Below are 14059 nucleotides of genomic sequence, written 5' to 3'. Positions count from 1 at the left end.
GTCAGTTCCCGGCGTCCAGCGAGGCGAGCCACTCGTCGTCCGAGCCCTCGTTGACGCCCTCCATGAGGAAGGTGGACAGGTACCGCTCCCCGGTGTCCGGCAGCATGGCGAGCAGCACCGACCCCTCGGGGGCGGTCTCCGCGACGCGCAGCGCGGTGGCCAGGGTGGCGCCGGCGGAGATGCCGGCGAAGATGCCCTCCTCCGCGGCGAGCCGGCGGGAGGTGTCCCGTCCCACCGTCTCGTCGACGGTCACCAGTTCGTCGATGACCGAGTCGTCCAGCACGCTGGGCACGAAGTTCGGGGACCAGCCCTGGATCCGGTGGACGTTCCACTCCTGCTTGCCCAGGATGGCGGCGTTCTCCGGCTCGGTGGCGACCACCCGGACACCGGGGCGGGCCGTCTTCAGCATCTGCCCGACGCCGGTGAGGGTGCCGCTGGTGCCGAAGCCGGTGACGAAGTAGTCCAGCCGCTTGCCCGCGAAGTCGGCGAGGATCTCCGAGGCCGTGGTCTCCCGGTGGTAGGCCGGGTTGGCCGGGTTGTCGAACTGCCGGGCCCGGAACCAGCCGTGCTTCTCGGCCAGTTCGTCCGCGATCCGGTTGCCTCCGCTGCTGCCGAGCGCACCGGGGAAGAGGATCACCTTGCCGCCGTACGCCCGGATCAGCTGGCGCCGCTCCAGCGAGTAGGTGTCGCCCATGACGGCGACGAAGTGGTAGCCGCGCGCCGCCGCCACCATCGCCAGGGCGATGCCGACGTTGCCGGAGGTGCACTCCACGATCGTGTCACCGGGCTTGAGGAGCCCCTTGGCCTCGGCGTCGAGGACCACGGAGAGCGCGAGCCGGTCCTTCACGGAGCCGCCGGGGTTGAACGCCTCCACCTTCACGTACACCGTGGTGTGCGCGGGGGCGAGCCGGTTCAGCCGGACGATGGGCGTACGGCCGACGGTGTCGAGGATGCTGTCGTACAAGGGCATGGGGATCTCTCCAGGGCTGGCGAGGGGGAGGGGGGACGGCGGAGGGCGGGAGGCGGCCGGACTACCGGGCGGCGAGGGCGCGTTCGCCGGCCGGGCGGGTACTCCCGGCGGCGGCGTCCTCGAAGACGGGGGCGACCATGTCGAGGACCACGGCGACGGCCCGTTCGTTGACGGCCTCGTCGGTGGTGGCGTCGAACTCGGCGAGCTCGACGCCGAGCAGCCGGCCGGCGGGGATCGTCTCGAAGACCATCCGGATCTGCTCGGGCAGCAGACCGTCCGGGACGGTGTAGTCGGCGGGCACGTGGCCCGGTTCGAGGACGTCCCAGTCGATGTGCACCCAGACGGGGCGGTCGCCGATGGCGTCCAGGATGTTCTCCGGCGTCGTCTCGGCGGGCGGGATCACCCGGACTCCCGCCTGCGCGATCAGCTCGGCCTCGCCCTCGTCGATGTCCCGGGTGCCGACCAGCACGGCCTGCGCGGTGGGCAGCCCGCCTCCGTGGCCGCTCTCCCACAGGCCGCACGCGGCGGAGAGGACCATTCCGCCCAGGTAGCCGCTGCTGGTGGCCGGGGTGTTGAAGTCGCCGTGACCGTCGATGTAGAGCACCACGGCGTCCGGCAGCTCGCGGGCCACCACCGGCAGCGTGCCGATGCTCGCGGGGCAGGTGTTGGAGACCAGGACGGTCCGGCGGCCGGCCCGGATGGCGTCCCCGACGGCGCGGCCGAGCGCGGTCAGCTGCCCTTCGGCCTGCGGGAGGCTGTCGGTCCAGTCGTCGTCGGCGGCCGGCGAGGGCTCCCCGATCCAGCGGCCGGCCAGCCCGTAGCGCTGTTCGAGGGCGCGGGCGATCCGGGCGGCGCCCTCGATCATCCGGGGCTTTCGGTCGGCCACCCGGCCCTGGGAGACGATGAGCTCGATCATGGTCAGGACGTCCTCTGCGTGTCGTTGCCGTCGTCGGTACGGGGTGAGAAGGGGCAGACGTCGGTCCGCCCGGCGTTCTCCTCGATCAGCCCGTACTGGTGCCATTCGAGGGCGCCTATGCCGTAGGAACCCAATTGCGGGGAGTGTGGGACGCCGTCGTAGCGGTGTATCCGGCCGCGAATGTTGGCGCGCACCTTCCGGCCGCTCGGGGTGTCTCCGGCGAATACGTCGAAGCGTTCCCGGGGATTGATGACGAGAACGAACGACCCGCCGAGATTGCGGCTCCGGCGGACCCGGTGCCCGGGATTGCTCATATTGCAGAAGAGCGGCATTCCGTTGAAGCACATGGACCACGCCTCGGAGCCGGGGTCCCGGGCGACGCCGGCCGGCCAGGGCGCGGGGTCGACGCGGTGCAGCTCCTGCAGCACGTGCCAGCCGAAGGCGTGGTGCTCCTCGACCGAGTCCCCGGCCACGGCGTCCGGCGAGAACACCACGACCAGCGGATACGCGGTGTCCAGCTGCCCATCCCAGTCCCTCGCCTCCTCGACGTACTCCGTCAGGGCCGCCGCCAGGTGCCGGATGCCGTCGCTCCCGCCGTCGGGCACGAAGACGAACCGGAGGAGCTGCTTGCGGAAGGCGTTCCGCGAGAACACACAAGGGAATTCCGAGTCGGTCAGGCGCCCGGTGATCTCCTCGACCGCTGTGCGCTGCCAGCTCTTTTCGAATTCGTTTGTCTGCGCCTGGGGGACAATTGCTGTGGTGTGCTGCGACGTGTGCACCTAGCCATCCGTTTCTGCGGTTACGGGCTGTGGCGGTGGCCATCGTGACCTGCGGAAGCGGAGGGCCGCAACGGATTGAAACGAAGGGTTGAGGAAGCCGCCGACCCCGCTACAACGAAAGTTGTAGAGGGCTGCCCGGAGCCCCGCACCGGTAAATGGATGGCCCCCCTGGAGGGGTGGGGTTAGGGTCGTGCGATGAACGACTCACAACTGGTCCGCCCTCTACCGGTGAGCGGATTTCCCGAATGGCTGCCGGAAATTCGCATGGTCGAGCAGAAGTGGCTCGATATCGTCCGTTCCGGATTCGAGAGGTACGGATTCTGTTCGGTCGAGACGCCGTCGGTCGAGCCCCTCTCCGTGCTCACCGCCAAGGGGGAGACCTCGAACGAGGTGTACGCGCTGCGCCGGCTCCAGGAGGACGCCGACGACCCGAGCGATTCCCGCATCGGCCTGCACTTCGACCTGACCGTGCCGTTCGCGCGGTACACGGCCCAGCACTTCAACGAGCTGGTCTTCCCGTTCAAGCGCTATCAGATACAGCGCGTCTGGCGCGGTGAACGGGCCCAGGAGGGCCGTTTCCGGGAATTCACCCAGTGCGACATCGACGTCATCAACGTCGACCGGCTCCCGCTCCACTTCGACGCCGAGCTGCCGCGCATGATCCACGAGGTCATGACCGGGCTGGACCTGCCCGCCTGGACGCTCAGCGTCAACAACCGGAAGGTCCTGGAGGGGTTCTACGAAGGGCTGGGCATCGCCGATCCGACGGCGGTGATCCGGGCCGTCGACAAACTGGACAAGGTCGGGGCGGAGGGCGTCGCCCGGATCCTGTCCGACGGACTCGGCCTGCCCGCGCGGACCGTCGACTCCTGCCTGGCCCTCGCCCGGCTGCGCGGCGAGGGCGCGGCCGTCGTGGACGCGGTCAAGGGCCTCGGCGTCGCGTCGGACCTGCTCGACGAAGGGCTCGGCGAACTGGCCCAGGTCCTGGACTCCCTCGGCGACCTGCCGGCGGGCAGCGTCGTCGCGGACCTCTCGGTCGCCCGAGGCCTCGACTACTACACGGGGACCGTCTACGAGGGGAAGTTCACCGACTGGCCGGACTACGGGAGCATCTGCTCGGGCGGCCGCTACGAGAACCTGACCGGCTCCTTCATCCGGCGGAGCCTGCCCGGCGTCGGCATGTCGATCGGACTGACCCGCATCTTCGCCAAGCTCCTGGCGGAGGGCCTTCTCGACTCCGGCCCCAACTGCCCCAGCCAGGTCCTCGTGGCCGTCCCGCGCGACGAGCTCCGCGGCGCGGCCGGGGCCACGGCGGCGGGCCTGCGCGCGCGGGGGATGAACGTCGAGCTCTACCACCAGGCCGACAAGGTGGCCAAGCAGCTCCGCTACGCCTCCCGCAAGGGCATCCCGTTCGTCTGGTTCCCGCCGTCCGAGGAGGGCGGGAACCACGAGGTCAAGAACCTGGCGACGGGCGAGCAGACCCCGGCCGACCCCATGGCCTGGTTCCCGTCCCCGCGTTAGACGAGGCCGCGGCCCCAGGCCGGTGACCTGGGGCCGCGTCGTCACCCGGGGCGGCGGGACACGGCCGTGTCGCCCCCCCGGGTGGCGGGGGCGCGGCGGGGCCCGGTTCAGCCGGTTGCCGGAGGGCGGGGTTCGCCCGCTGCGCGGCGGTACTCGGCGTTGATGCGCTGGGCTTCCACGAGCTGGTCCTCGAGCGCGATGATGCGGCAGGCGGCCTCGATGGGGGTGCCCTGGTCGACGAGTTCGCGGGCGCGGGCGGCGATGCGCAGCTGGTAGCGGGAGTAGCGGCGGTGGCCGCCCTCGGAGCGGAGCGGGGCGATCAGCCGGGCTTCTCCCAGGGCGCGGAGGAAGCCGGGCGTCGTACCGATCATCTCGGCGGCCCGGCCCATCGTGTAGGCGGGGTAGTCGTCGTCGTCAAGACGGCCGAGCGGATCGTCTGCTGTCATTCTCACCTCTCCGTCGAACCTTCCGGTGCGCGGGCCGGCGGTCCGGCACTCACCGAGGGTAACGCTGCCGTCCGCGACGCCGGTATCGGCGCTCTTGACGGCTGGAGGGGTGGACGAGGGGAATCGCCCCCGTGCGGGGGACGGACGGACGAGCGGACGGGCGGGGCAGCCGCCCCGCCGCCGGCTCCTGTGCCGTCAGGCCGCGGGGGGTGCGCCCAGGAGGGCGGACGCCTTCCGGACCGGGTCGGCGGCGGCCGAGGGGGAGGCGACCGGGCGGATGCCGCACGTGAAGCCGAGCCGGGTCATGGCCCGCAGGACCTCGTTGACGCCGAAGTCGCGGCGGTCCTGGCGCGTGACGACCGCGCCGACCTGCTTGGCGGGGTAGTCACGGCGTCCGATGGTCACGAACGCGCCGGCCACGGGTTCGGGCTTGATGCCCTTCATCGAGGCCTGGACACCGCTCTTCGTCAGCTCGAACGGGAAACGGGCGATCACGCAGCGCATGGGGCCTCACAGGGGGAGAGGAAGGGAAGGGAAGGAAGGGAAGGGGTGCGGCGGGCGGTCGTTCCCGGCGCGGTGGTCAGGGGCGGGGCGCGGCCTGTGCGGGGGAGAGTTCGCTCAGGCGGGCCCGGTCGGTGTACGCGGGACTGGCGCGGAAGCCGGTGAGCTGGGTCCGGGTGACGAGGCCGGTGCGCCGGCCGTCGGCGTCGAGGATGATCAGGCGCGCGGTACGGGCTCCGTGCATGACCGCCAGGGCGACCTCGACGGTCATGTCCGCCCAGACGTGCGGGTCGGCCGTGGGCGGGGTGGACGGGTGGTCGGATCGTGTCTGTACCGGTGTCACAAGCGGCTCCTGGTGGGAAGGGGACGGGGAAGGGGCGGGGACGGGGATGGCATGGGTGCCGGCCCGGGCGGGTGGCGTCCGCCTACGTACCGGGGACGGGGACGCCCGAGGGGGTGCGCGCGCCGGTGATGCGGTGCAGTTCCGCCTCGCCGGGGCGGACCCGGGTGATCCGGGGCTGGACGCCCGCTCCGGACATGAGGCGGGCGGTGGCACGGCGCTGGTTCGGCGTGACCAGGGTGACGACGCTGCCGTGGTTCCCGGCCCTGGCGGTGCGGCCGCTGCGGTGCAGGTAGTCCTTGGGGTCGGCCGGCGGATCGACGTTGACGACGAGGTCGAGGCCGTCGACGTGGATGCCGCGGGCGGCGACGCTCGTGGCGACGAGCACCGGCACCTGTCCGCTCCTGAACCGGGCGAGTGCGCGGGTGCGCTGCGGCTGGGACTTGCCGCCGTGCAGCGCGGCGGCGAGCACCCCGCGGGCCAGCAGGTCCCGGGTCAGCAGGTCGACGGCTTCCTTGGTGCCGAGGAACATGATCACGCGCCCCGTGCGGGCGGCGATCTCGGCGGTCGCGGCCTGTTTGTCGTCGGCGTGGACGTGCAGGACGTGGTGCTCCATCGTGGTCACGGCCCCGGCCGCGGGGTCGACGGAGTGCACGACGGGGTCCGACAGGTACCGGCCGACGAGCCGGTCGACGCTGTGGTCGAGGGTGGCGGAGAAGAGCAGCCGCTGGCCTTCGGCGGGCACCTGGTCGAGGAGTTCGGCGATCTGGGGCGCGAAGCCCAGGTCGGTCATCTGGTCCGCCTCGTCCAGGACGGTGACGCAGACCCGGTCCAGCAGGCAGTCGCCCCGGGCGATGAGGTCCGTGAGCCGGCCCGGGGTGGCGACGACGATCTCGGCGCCCTTCCGGAGGGCGTAGGTCTGCCTGCCGAGGGGCGTTCCGCCGACGACCGTGGCCAGCCGCGATCCGACGGCGCGGGCGTACGGCGTGAGCGCGTCGGTCACCTGCTGCGCCAGCTCGCGGGTGGGGACGAGGACGAGGGCGAGGGGCCGTCTGGGCGCGGCCCGCGTTCCGGCCGTACGGGCCACCAGGGCGAGGCCGAAGGCCAGCGTCTTGCCGGAGCCGGTGCGGCCGCGTCCCAGGACGTCCCGGCCCGCGAGGGCGTTCGGCAGGGTCGCGCCCTGGATGGGGAAGGGCACGGTGACGCCTTCGGCGGCGAGCACGGCGAGCAGACCGTCCGGCAGGTCCAGGTCGGCGAACGCCCCGACCGCCGGCAACGGGGGAGCGGACGGCGAGGGGAGGGTGATCTCATGCCGCCCGAGGACGGGGTCCCCGTCGTCCCGGACGGAACGACGACCGGGCGGGTGCGTGCTGTTCATGCGGGACCTTCCTCGGTGCGAGACGCGTCAAGGAATGTCCGCGGCGAAGGAACGGAACGCAGTATTTCCCGACGGCTTCGAATGGGGCATGAAAGCTGAACCGCCGGAAAAGGGGCCCGAAAAGCCCGCTCGGCGGAGGGTGGTGGCGCGACTCGGAGGTGATGTCCGGCCGCCGGCCACGACGGGTCCGGGAGCGGATCCGTTCGACAGGATTTCGGTGGGGCGTACGCAGCTGGGGCCCGCACCCCGAAGGATGCGGGCCCCAGCTGCGGCGTGCGTGTCAGGCTCAGACGGAGACGATGTTCTCGGCCGTCGGGCCCTTCTGGCCCTGCGCGATGTCGAAGCTGACCTTCTGGCCTTCCTGCAGCTCACGGAAGCCCTGGGAGGCGATGTTCGAGTAGTGGGCGAAGACGTCGGGACCGCCGCCGTCCTGCTCGATGAAGCCGAAGCCCTTTTCCGCGTTGAACCACTTCACGGTGCCAGTGCTCATGTTGTATCTCCTTCGAGGATCATCGGCGTCCGCACTGTGCGGAAACCATGTCGCCGTGATGATTGCCCCGCCGGATAATCCGGAGATGAAAAAAGCACTCCCGCCGCCTTTGGGGGCGGCTGAGGACACCTGAAGTTTCGGGAACAGAACCACAACTGCAACTGAAATCGAGACTAGCACGACACCGTCCCGAAAGCCGGTCGAAAATCTCCGCTCCTTTTGCGCGGCAGTAATCCTTGTCGCGCCGTCTGTCGAATTCTCCTACCGCGGGGGTAGATATGGGCTCCGCCGGCGCATGCCGTCCGTCACCTCCGCCTCCGTGCTCTCCGCGGACATGACCACTCCGGTGTCGTGGACGTTGCCGGGGGTGGACGCGGCGGCCATCAGCCGCGCGGCGGAGGCGGGTTCGGCCTCGGGCGGGACCACGAGCAGGTCGCAGCGGCGGAGGCTGTACGAGAACAGGATCATCGTGTCGCGGTCCTGCTCGGAGAACCAGCCGACGTTCAGGCTGCGGCCGTGGACGGCGACCGTGTAAGGGAGGGCGGGCCACGGGTCGGGGTTCGCCGTGATACGTGTGATGCGCCCCCAGTTTTCCTCCAACGCATCCACCAGAGCCGGGAGTTCGGCGGCGAGATCGCGCGAGTACGGCCACCAGGCCCCGTCCAGCAGGCCGGCGAGGGAGGTCTTCGGGGTCAGCGCCAGGCGCACCTGGCGGGCGGGATCGGTCGTGCTGGTCATGGGGCGCGGACCCGTCCCCGGTACGCCCGTGAGCGGCCCGGCGTAACGATCTCCGGGAACGACGTCCGCGTGGAGGCGGGTGTACGGGGTGCTCCCGGTACTTCCAACGTACTCCGCGCCGGGAGCGGACGCGGGCGCCGGGCTGAACGGGCCGCACCGGGCCGCACCGGGAGGCGAAGGGTTCCCGCGCCGGCCGCCCCCTCGCGAATGCGCGCCCCCGCCCCGGGTAGGCGCCCGGCATGTCCGGTCACCACATAGACAGCACCCTGTCCCTGCTGGCCCACGGCTACGCATGGGCGCCGGACCTGCGCCGCGCCCACGACGGCGCGCCCCTCGTGCACACCCGCCTGATGGGGCGGCCGGCGGCCCTGCTGCACGGTCCCGAGGCCGTGTCCCTCTTCTACGACGAGAGCCGCGTCGAGCGGCACGGCGCGCTGCCGTCACCTGTGCTCGACACCCTCTTCGGCAGGGGAGCGGTGCACACCCTGGACGGGGCCCGCCACCGGGAGCGCAAGGAACTGCTGGCGTCCCTGCTGATGTCACCCGAGGCCGTCGGCGGACTGGCCGCGCGGGTGGAGAGCGGCTGGCGCGAGGCCGTGACCGGCTGGGAGGGCCGCGCGGTGGTGCTGTTCGACGAGGTGGCGACCCTGCTCGCGGGGGCGGTCTGCGACTGGGTGGGTCTGCCGGCCCCGGGCGACGCGGCCCGTGGGATCGCCGAGGACTGCGTGGCCATGGTCGACGGGTTCGCCACCGCCGGGCCCCGCCACGTACGGGCCCGTCGCGCCAGGCACCGCCAGGAGCACGACCTCATGGCCGCCGTGAACCGCGTCCGCGCACAGGACCCGCACCTGGTCCCCGGCACCGTGCTGGAGACGGTCGCCCTGCACCGCGGCCCGGACTCCGCCCTGCTCGATCCGCACACGGCAGCCGTCGAACTCCTCAACATCATCCGGCCGACCATCGCCGTCGCCTGGTACGTCACCTTCGCCGCGCACGCCCTCCACCGCCACCCGGACCAGCGTGACCACCTGCGCACCGGCGGTCCCGCCCACGCCCGCGCCTTCGCCCACGAGGTCCGCCGCTTCTACCCCTTCGTGCCCTTCGTCGCAGGGCTGGCCGCCCGGGACGTCACCTTCGCCGGTGACCAGATCCCGGCCGGGACGCTCCTCCTGCTCGACGTGTACGGGCACCAGCACGACCCCGCCCTGTGGGAGCGGCCCTACCACTTCGCCCCGGAGCGCTTCCTGCACCGCGAACCCGGCCCCGGCGAGCTGATCCCCCAGGGCGGCGGCGACGCGCGGACCGGCCACCGGTGCCCCGGTGAGGACATCACCCTCGCCCTGCTCGCCGCCCTCGCGTCGGCCCTCGCCCGCACCGACCCCGCCGTACCGCAACAAGACCTGTCCATTCCGCTGAAGCGGATCCCCACCCGGCCCCGCAGCGGATTCGTCATCGAGATCGCATCGCAGACAAGGAGTCACCATGCCCCGCGGTTCCAGCCCCAAGCGTGAACGCCAGTACGAACACATCAAGGAGAGTGCCGAACAGCGCGGTGAAAGCACCGAGCGGGCCAAGGAGATCGCCGCCCGGACCGTCAACAAGGAACGCGCCCGCGCGGGCGAATCGAAGACGGCCAGCCGCTCCTCCCTCGACGACATGTCCTCCTCCAAGCGGGGCGGGCAGCGCTCCCACAGCGGTGCCCAGGGCCCGACGAAGGAGCAGCTCTACAACGAGGCCAGGCAGCGCAACATCAAGGGCCGTTCCCAGATGGACAAGGCGGAACTCAAGCGGGCCCTCGGCCACTGAAGGAGGCGGACGTCGTGCGCATCGCGTTCCTGACAGCGCCCGAGGGCGTGGAGGAGACCGAACTGACCGCACCCTGGAAGGCCGTGGAAGCCCAGCACTGGATCCCCCAGCTGGTCTCCACCGCCCCCGGACGGGTCCAGGCGTTCAGGCACCTCGACAAGGCGGGTACCTACCCCGTCGATCACGTACTCGCCGGTGACACCGCGGACGCCTTCGACGCGCTCGTCCTGCCCGGCGGGGTCGCCAACCCCGACGCCCTGCGCATGGACGAGCGGGCGGTCGGATTCGTGCGGGCCTTCTTCGAAGCCGGCAAACCGGTCGCGGCGATCTGCCACGCGCCCTGGACCCTCGTGGAAGCCGACGTCGTACGGGGCCGGACGCTGACCTCGTGGCCGAGCCTGGCCACCGACATCCGCAACGCGGGCGGTACCTGGGTGGACGAGGAGGTGCAGGTCTGCCACGCGGCGCCCGCGGTACTGGTCACCAGCCGCAAACCCGCGGACCTGGACGCGTTCTGCGCCGCCCTCGTGAGGGAGTTCGCCGACACCCGCCACTCCGCGGCCGCTCACACCTGACACCGGCGCCCCGTCTGCGGCCGTTCATCCGAATGGCCGCACGCACCGGGGCATCCGGTGGGCTGACGGGGTTACCTGGTCGGAGGAACGATCCCCTCGATCCAGGGAGGCGGCATGTACCAGATGTGCGCAGGCCCTACGGCAGCGGACCCCGGCCCGGTGTGGCACGTCCTGTCCAAGAACGGCACCGACACCACCCTGTGCGGAGCGCAGGTTCCCGCTGTTGCGGAGGAAACGATCACGGAACGGCACTGCCTGTTCTGCCTGGACGTCCTCCGCGACCTGATGCGGCCCCAGGCCGCCTGACGGGGAGGACGACGGCAGGGGCGGCCCGGCCGGGGGCGGCCCGGCCGGGGGGGGCGGCTCAGGTACGGACGCGGCTGTTGGGGCCGTCCTGGCCGTCAGCCGACTCGTCGTTGAACCAGTAGTCGCCGGCGGCCAGGTACCGGAAGGAGTGGTTCGTCTCCCGCGGCAGGGCGACCGTCACCGCCCGCGTCATCCCCTGCCTGTCCTGGAGGGGATGGGCGTAGGGGTCCCAGCCGTTGAAGTCGCCCACGACGCTGACCGGCCCGGGCGGGGTGTCCGCGGGGAGCACGAAGGTGATCTCGGTGCGGTCCTCGCTCTGCTTGCGTTCGAGCACGACGGCGTTCTCCTGTCGGAAGGTGAGGGGGCGCGTTCATCCTGCTCCGGCTCCGGTCCGGCCGCACGCCGACACGGCCGAAACGGTCATACGACCCGAGCCCGGCGTGGCGCCGCGCGGGTCCCTTCCCGTCGGCTGCACCGGCCGTCGGCCCCGAGCATGACCGCAGGCACGCGGGTACCCTGGGAAACACGGCGGTATCTCGTCGGCCATGAGGTGTCGGCGGCGCCGCGCAGTCAGGCGAACCCACCATGGCCGAATCAGACGCCCCCACCCCTCCGAGGCTCCTTCCGGACGAGATCCACCGAGCGGTGAAACCCGGCACGGCCCTGCTCAGGCTGCAGACGACGCACTCCCGCGAAGGCGTCCTCGACGGCGCTTGGTGGCCGCGCTCCCGGAACGTGGCGGCCGAGCTGCCCGACCTGATCCAGGCGCTCACCGCCCACCTCGGCCCCATCACCCGGGTCGGCCTGGACAGGGACGCCTGGGAGGAGGTCCCGACCCGGGTGGTCGTCGACGACCGTCTCGTGCACCTCGACTCCTTCCCCGTCGGCGACGACACCGTTCTGATCACCCGAGGCGACAACGACCACTTCGCCCTGATGGTGGTGCCGCCGGACACGACGCCCGAGGCGGCGCGTGACGCCATGGCCCGCGCGGTCCGAGCCGACAACGTCACCCAGGCCGCGGAGATCCTCGTCGCCTCGCTTCCCGAACCCGCGACCGGCCGCGAGGAGTCGACATGATCCGGATGGCGGACATCCGTGAGTGGCGGACCCACGACGTGCTGGACCACCGGGGCCACAGGATCGGAGCGCTGGAGGCGATCTACGTCGACACCGGCACCGACGAGCCGGCCATGGCCACGGTCCGGGTAGGCCTGCCGACCCGGCAGCGTCTGGTGTTCGTCCCGTTGGAAGGGGCGATGGTGGGGCCGGGCTATGTGCAGGTCGTTCACGACAAGGCGCTGGTGAAACAGTGCCCGTCGATCGGTACCGACGACGTACTGCCCGCCGAGGACGAGGAAGCGGTCTTCCAGCACTACGGCCTCCCCTACGAGCCCGGGGCGAAGGGCGAACGGCAGCTGGCCCGTCGCTGAGCCCCCCGACCGACCGAGGGAGCATCCCCCATGACGCTCTTCCTGGCTCTGATCATCGTCGCGTTCGTGCTGGGCATCATCGGTGCCACCGTGCACGGACTGCTCTTCCTGCTGTTCATCGGCATCGCGGTACTCGTGGCAGCCGTCCTCTACATGGCCCTGCGCACCCGCCACTCCGCCCGCCACCGCCCGCTCAGGTGAAACGTCACCGCCCGCTCAGGTGAAACGTCCGCAACGCACCGGTCAGGCCGGGCCCGGGTCCGTCCCTTCCTCCTCGGCCTCCATGCGCCGGATCCCCTCGTGGGTGAGGGTGACCATCGCGGGGGTGTTGCCGGGATCCCAGTCGACGGTGACCAGCCCTTCGCCCACCAGGTAGGTGCAGGCGGCGGCCAGGTCCTGTTCCGGCACGTTCAGGTCGCGCCGCAGCTGTGCTCCGGTGATGCCGAGGAGGCGGTTGCCTTCGACGGCTCCGTACAGGACCTGGAGCACCTGATCGCGGTAGGTCTTGCGTTCGCGCAACGTGGCCATGACCGCGTCCTTTCGTGTGCGGGGCTCCGGGCTCCGCAACCGGTCCGGCTTCTCAGGTCTCGTCGGAGTGGGCACCGCGGTCGACGGGTCGGGGCGCCGAGGCGACCCGACCGCTGCCCCCGGCCGGAGGAAGGTGTGTTCCTCGCCGGCGGGCATCCGTGCGGTGGGCTCGACGTCCGGTGTCGTCCGGCAGGCCAGGAGGCCTCGGCAGGGGGTCGCTGAAGTGGTAGACCGCGATCCGGGCGTCGTGCTGGGCGTTCAGCAGGTGGATCCAGCGCGCTCCGACGGCAATTGCGAGGATGATCACCCCGACGAGGACGAGGGTCTCCACGAAGCTCACCTCCAGCCGTTTCCGGGCAGCGGCAGGGCGGATCTGTCCATCCGGTTCCCGAAGGGGGACATGCAGGCCCCGCCTTCGCTCTCCCAGAGGGCCTCGCGGCGGCGGGCGTCACGGACGCCGCGCCCGATGACGGTCTCGTTGGCCATGAGGACACCCGCGGTGAGGACGCTGCCCGGGATCGCGGCGGCAGACATCAGCCGGGCCGCGGCCGCGGGCTCGCTTTCGGGCGGGATGACCAGGAGGTCCCAGCGGCCGACGGTGTAAGAAAGCAGGATCAGCTTGTCGGGGTCCTGTTCGGTGAACCAGCCCACGTGCAGCGTGCGCCCGTCCCATGCGACCTTGTGCGGGATGACGGGCCAGCGGGTGGGGTTGACGGTGACGCGGGTGACGCGTCCCCAGGGTTCCTCCAGGGCGGTGACGAGCGGTGGGAGCTCGGCCTCGAGGTCGCGGGAGCGGGGCCACCAGGCCCCGTCCAGCTGGCCGGCGAGCGTGGTCTTCGGGGTGAGGGACAAGCGGACCGGGAACTCTGCGGCGAGGTCGCGGGACGCGGTCCGGTCGAGGATGGTGGTCATGATGCGGACCTGCCCCCGGGCTGCCCGTCGGCAGCCCGGTCTTTAGGCGATCGCCGGAAACGACACCCGCGTGAAAGCCGGTGTGCGAAGTACTCCCGGTGCTTTAACTGTACTCCTGTTCGACGGACTCTGACCGGCGTGACCAGGTGATTTCCCGTGGGCGGCGGAGCGGACGGGCTCTGGGCCTGCGGGCGAGCGGTGCTCTGGTCAGAGCCCTTCGTCGTGCAGGTCCTCTTCGCGCAGCAGGTCGTTCTCGCTGCGGCGCGGGGTCTCCTTCCGGCCGGGCTTCTGTCCCCTCTCACGGGACTGCCTGCCCGGCTGGGGCTGCGCGGGGTCCCCGGGGCGACGGTGTTCCTGCGCCTCGCTGCCCTTGCCCGGCTCCTGACGCTTGTCCTGCCTACCGTCCATGACGGCGTCTCC

22 protein-coding genes are annotated in these 14059 nt (G+C 71.5%); 8 read left to right on the top strand and 14 right to left on the bottom strand.

What is annotated here, in order from left to right; genetic code table 11:
• Position 1 precedes the first annotated feature (1 nt).
• From cysK to BX286_RS18030, 3 genes are all read right to left on the bottom strand, one after another.
• The gene (gene cysK / locus BX286_RS18040; RefSeq protein ID WP_079428405.1) at positions 2–970 is read right to left on the bottom strand and encodes a cysteine synthase A; all 969 of its coding nucleotides are present in this window, start codon (positions 968–970) and stop codon (positions 2–4) included.
• 61 nt (positions 971–1031) lie between these two features.
• Positions 1032–1886, bottom strand: a complete 855-nt coding sequence (locus tag BX286_RS18035; protein WP_079428404.1) for an arginase family protein — start codon at positions 1884–1886, stop codon at positions 1032–1034.
• Positions 1887–1888: 2 nt separating this feature from the next.
• The gene (locus BX286_RS18030) at positions 1889–2665 is read right to left on the bottom strand and encodes a YqcI/YcgG family protein (protein ID WP_079428402.1); all 777 of its coding nucleotides are present in this window, start codon (positions 2663–2665) and stop codon (positions 1889–1891) included.
• A 195-nt stretch (positions 2666–2860) separates the two neighbouring features.
• Here BX286_RS18030 and hisS point away from each other — a divergent pair, with 195 nt between their 5' ends.
• Positions 2861–4186, top strand: a complete 1326-nt coding sequence (hisS, locus tag BX286_RS18025) for a histidine--tRNA ligase (protein WP_121015495.1) — start codon at positions 2861–2863, stop codon at positions 4184–4186.
• 107 nt (positions 4187–4293) lie between these two features.
• On the opposite strand, the gene BX286_RS18020 is transcribed toward hisS, so the two are convergent.
• From BX286_RS18020 to BX286_RS17995, 6 genes are all read right to left on the bottom strand, one after another.
• A complete protein-coding gene (locus tag BX286_RS18020; protein WP_079428398.1) occupies positions 4294–4632 on the bottom strand; it encodes a MerR family transcriptional regulator in 339 nt (112 codons plus the stop codon).
• Between the two features lie 195 nt (positions 4633–4827).
• Positions 4828–5136: an SCO5918 family protein gene (locus tag BX286_RS18015; RefSeq protein WP_079428396.1), complete on the bottom strand. Its 309-nt coding sequence runs from the start codon at positions 5134–5136 to the stop codon at positions 4828–4830.
• Between the two features lie 76 nt (positions 5137–5212).
• Positions 5213–5476 carry a CBS domain-containing protein gene (locus tag BX286_RS18010; protein WP_079428394.1) on the bottom strand — a complete coding sequence of 88 codons (264 nt, stop codon included), beginning with the start codon at positions 5474–5476 and terminating at the stop codon, positions 5213–5215.
• A gap of 82 nt (positions 5477–5558) precedes the next feature.
• Complete coding sequence (locus BX286_RS18005) at positions 5559–6851, bottom strand: DEAD/DEAH box helicase (protein ID WP_107438279.1); 1293 nt, start codon at positions 6849–6851, stop codon at positions 5559–5561.
• A gap of 286 nt (positions 6852–7137) precedes the next feature.
• Positions 7138–7341: a cold-shock protein gene (locus tag BX286_RS18000; protein WP_079428392.1), complete on the bottom strand. Its 204-nt coding sequence runs from the start codon at positions 7339–7341 to the stop codon at positions 7138–7140.
• A 261-nt stretch (positions 7342–7602) separates the two neighbouring features.
• On the bottom strand, positions 7603–8079 hold the full coding sequence (locus BX286_RS17995) for a DUF5994 family protein (RefSeq protein WP_121015493.1): 477 nt from the start codon (positions 8077–8079) through the stop codon (positions 7603–7605).
• A gap of 239 nt (positions 8080–8318) precedes the next feature.
• On the opposite strand from BX286_RS17995, the gene BX286_RS17990 reads away from it, so the two are divergent.
• The 4 genes from BX286_RS17990 (at position 8319) to BX286_RS36110 (ending at position 10766) form a co-directional block, all read left to right on the top strand.
• Positions 8319–9590 (top strand): cytochrome P450, encoded by a 1272-nt coding sequence (locus BX286_RS17990; RefSeq protein ID WP_121015491.1) that lies wholly within the window; start codon positions 8319–8321, stop codon positions 9588–9590.
• Positions 9562–9885 carry a plasmid stabilization protein gene (locus tag BX286_RS17985; RefSeq protein ID WP_079428386.1) on the top strand — a complete coding sequence of 108 codons (324 nt, stop codon included), beginning with the start codon at positions 9562–9564 and terminating at the stop codon, positions 9883–9885. Before BX286_RS17990 ends, BX286_RS17985 begins: the two co-directional genes overlap by 29 nt.
• 14 nt (positions 9886–9899) lie before the next feature.
• Positions 9900–10460, top strand: coding sequence for a type 1 glutamine amidotransferase domain-containing protein (locus tag BX286_RS17980; RefSeq protein WP_100863366.1), 561 nt, complete (start codon positions 9900–9902; stop codon positions 10458–10460).
• Positions 10461–10574: 114 nt separating this feature from the next.
• Entirely contained in the window at positions 10575–10766 is a 192-nt protein-coding gene (locus BX286_RS36110; protein ID WP_148710279.1) for a hypothetical protein, read from the top strand.
• A 58-nt stretch (positions 10767–10824) separates the two neighbouring features.
• On the opposite strand, the gene BX286_RS17975 is transcribed toward BX286_RS36110, so the two are convergent.
• The gene (locus tag BX286_RS17975; protein WP_079428382.1) at positions 10825–11100 is read right to left on the bottom strand and encodes an isoamylase early set domain-containing protein; all 276 of its coding nucleotides are present in this window, start codon (positions 11098–11100) and stop codon (positions 10825–10827) included.
• Positions 11101–11351: 251 nt separating this feature from the next.
• Here BX286_RS17975 and BX286_RS17970 point away from each other — a divergent pair, with 251 nt between their 5' ends.
• Genes BX286_RS17970 through BX286_RS36625 form a run of 3 tightly spaced genes read left to right on the top strand, consistent with a single transcriptional unit; the run spans position 11352 to position 12400 of the window.
• The gene (locus BX286_RS17970; protein WP_079428380.1) at positions 11352–11846 is read left to right on the top strand and encodes a DUF5994 family protein; all 495 of its coding nucleotides are present in this window, start codon (positions 11352–11354) and stop codon (positions 11844–11846) included.
• Positions 11843–12199, top strand: a complete 357-nt coding sequence (locus tag BX286_RS17965; protein ID WP_079428378.1) for a PRC-barrel domain-containing protein — start codon at positions 11843–11845, stop codon at positions 12197–12199. Before BX286_RS17970 ends, BX286_RS17965 begins: the two co-directional genes overlap by 4 nt.
• Positions 12200–12229: 30 nt before the next feature.
• The gene (locus BX286_RS36625) at positions 12230–12400 is read left to right on the top strand and encodes a hypothetical protein (RefSeq protein WP_167747593.1); all 171 of its coding nucleotides are present in this window, start codon (positions 12230–12232) and stop codon (positions 12398–12400) included.
• A gap of 42 nt (positions 12401–12442) precedes the next feature.
• On the opposite strand, the gene BX286_RS17960 is transcribed toward BX286_RS36625, so the two are convergent.
• The 4 genes from BX286_RS17960 to BX286_RS17945 all read right to left on the bottom strand — a co-directional run bounded on the left by BX286_RS17960 (position 12443) and on the right by BX286_RS17945 (position 14047).
• Entirely contained in the window at positions 12443–12727 is a 285-nt protein-coding gene (locus tag BX286_RS17960; RefSeq protein WP_079428376.1) for a hypothetical protein, read from the bottom strand.
• A gap of 52 nt (positions 12728–12779) precedes the next feature.
• Positions 12780–13058 (bottom strand): hypothetical protein, encoded by a 279-nt coding sequence (locus BX286_RS17955; protein ID WP_123995771.1) that lies wholly within the window; start codon positions 13056–13058, stop codon positions 12780–12782.
• Between the two features lie 5 nt (positions 13059–13063).
• Positions 13064–13639 (bottom strand): DUF5994 family protein, encoded by a 576-nt coding sequence (locus BX286_RS17950; protein ID WP_079428374.1) that lies wholly within the window; start codon positions 13637–13639, stop codon positions 13064–13066.
• Between the two features lie 207 nt (positions 13640–13846).
• A complete protein-coding gene (locus tag BX286_RS17945; RefSeq protein WP_079431815.1) occupies positions 13847–14047 on the bottom strand; it encodes a hypothetical protein in 201 nt (66 codons plus the stop codon).
• Between the last annotated feature and the right edge of the window lie 12 nt (positions 14048–14059).

This window comes from Streptomyces sp. 3211.6 (assembly GCF_003634815.1).
GTDB classification, from domain to species: Bacteria; Actinomycetota; Actinomycetes; order Streptomycetales; family Streptomycetaceae; genus Streptomyces; species Streptomyces katrae_A.
This window is presented reverse-complemented; position numbering and strand designations above follow the sequence as displayed.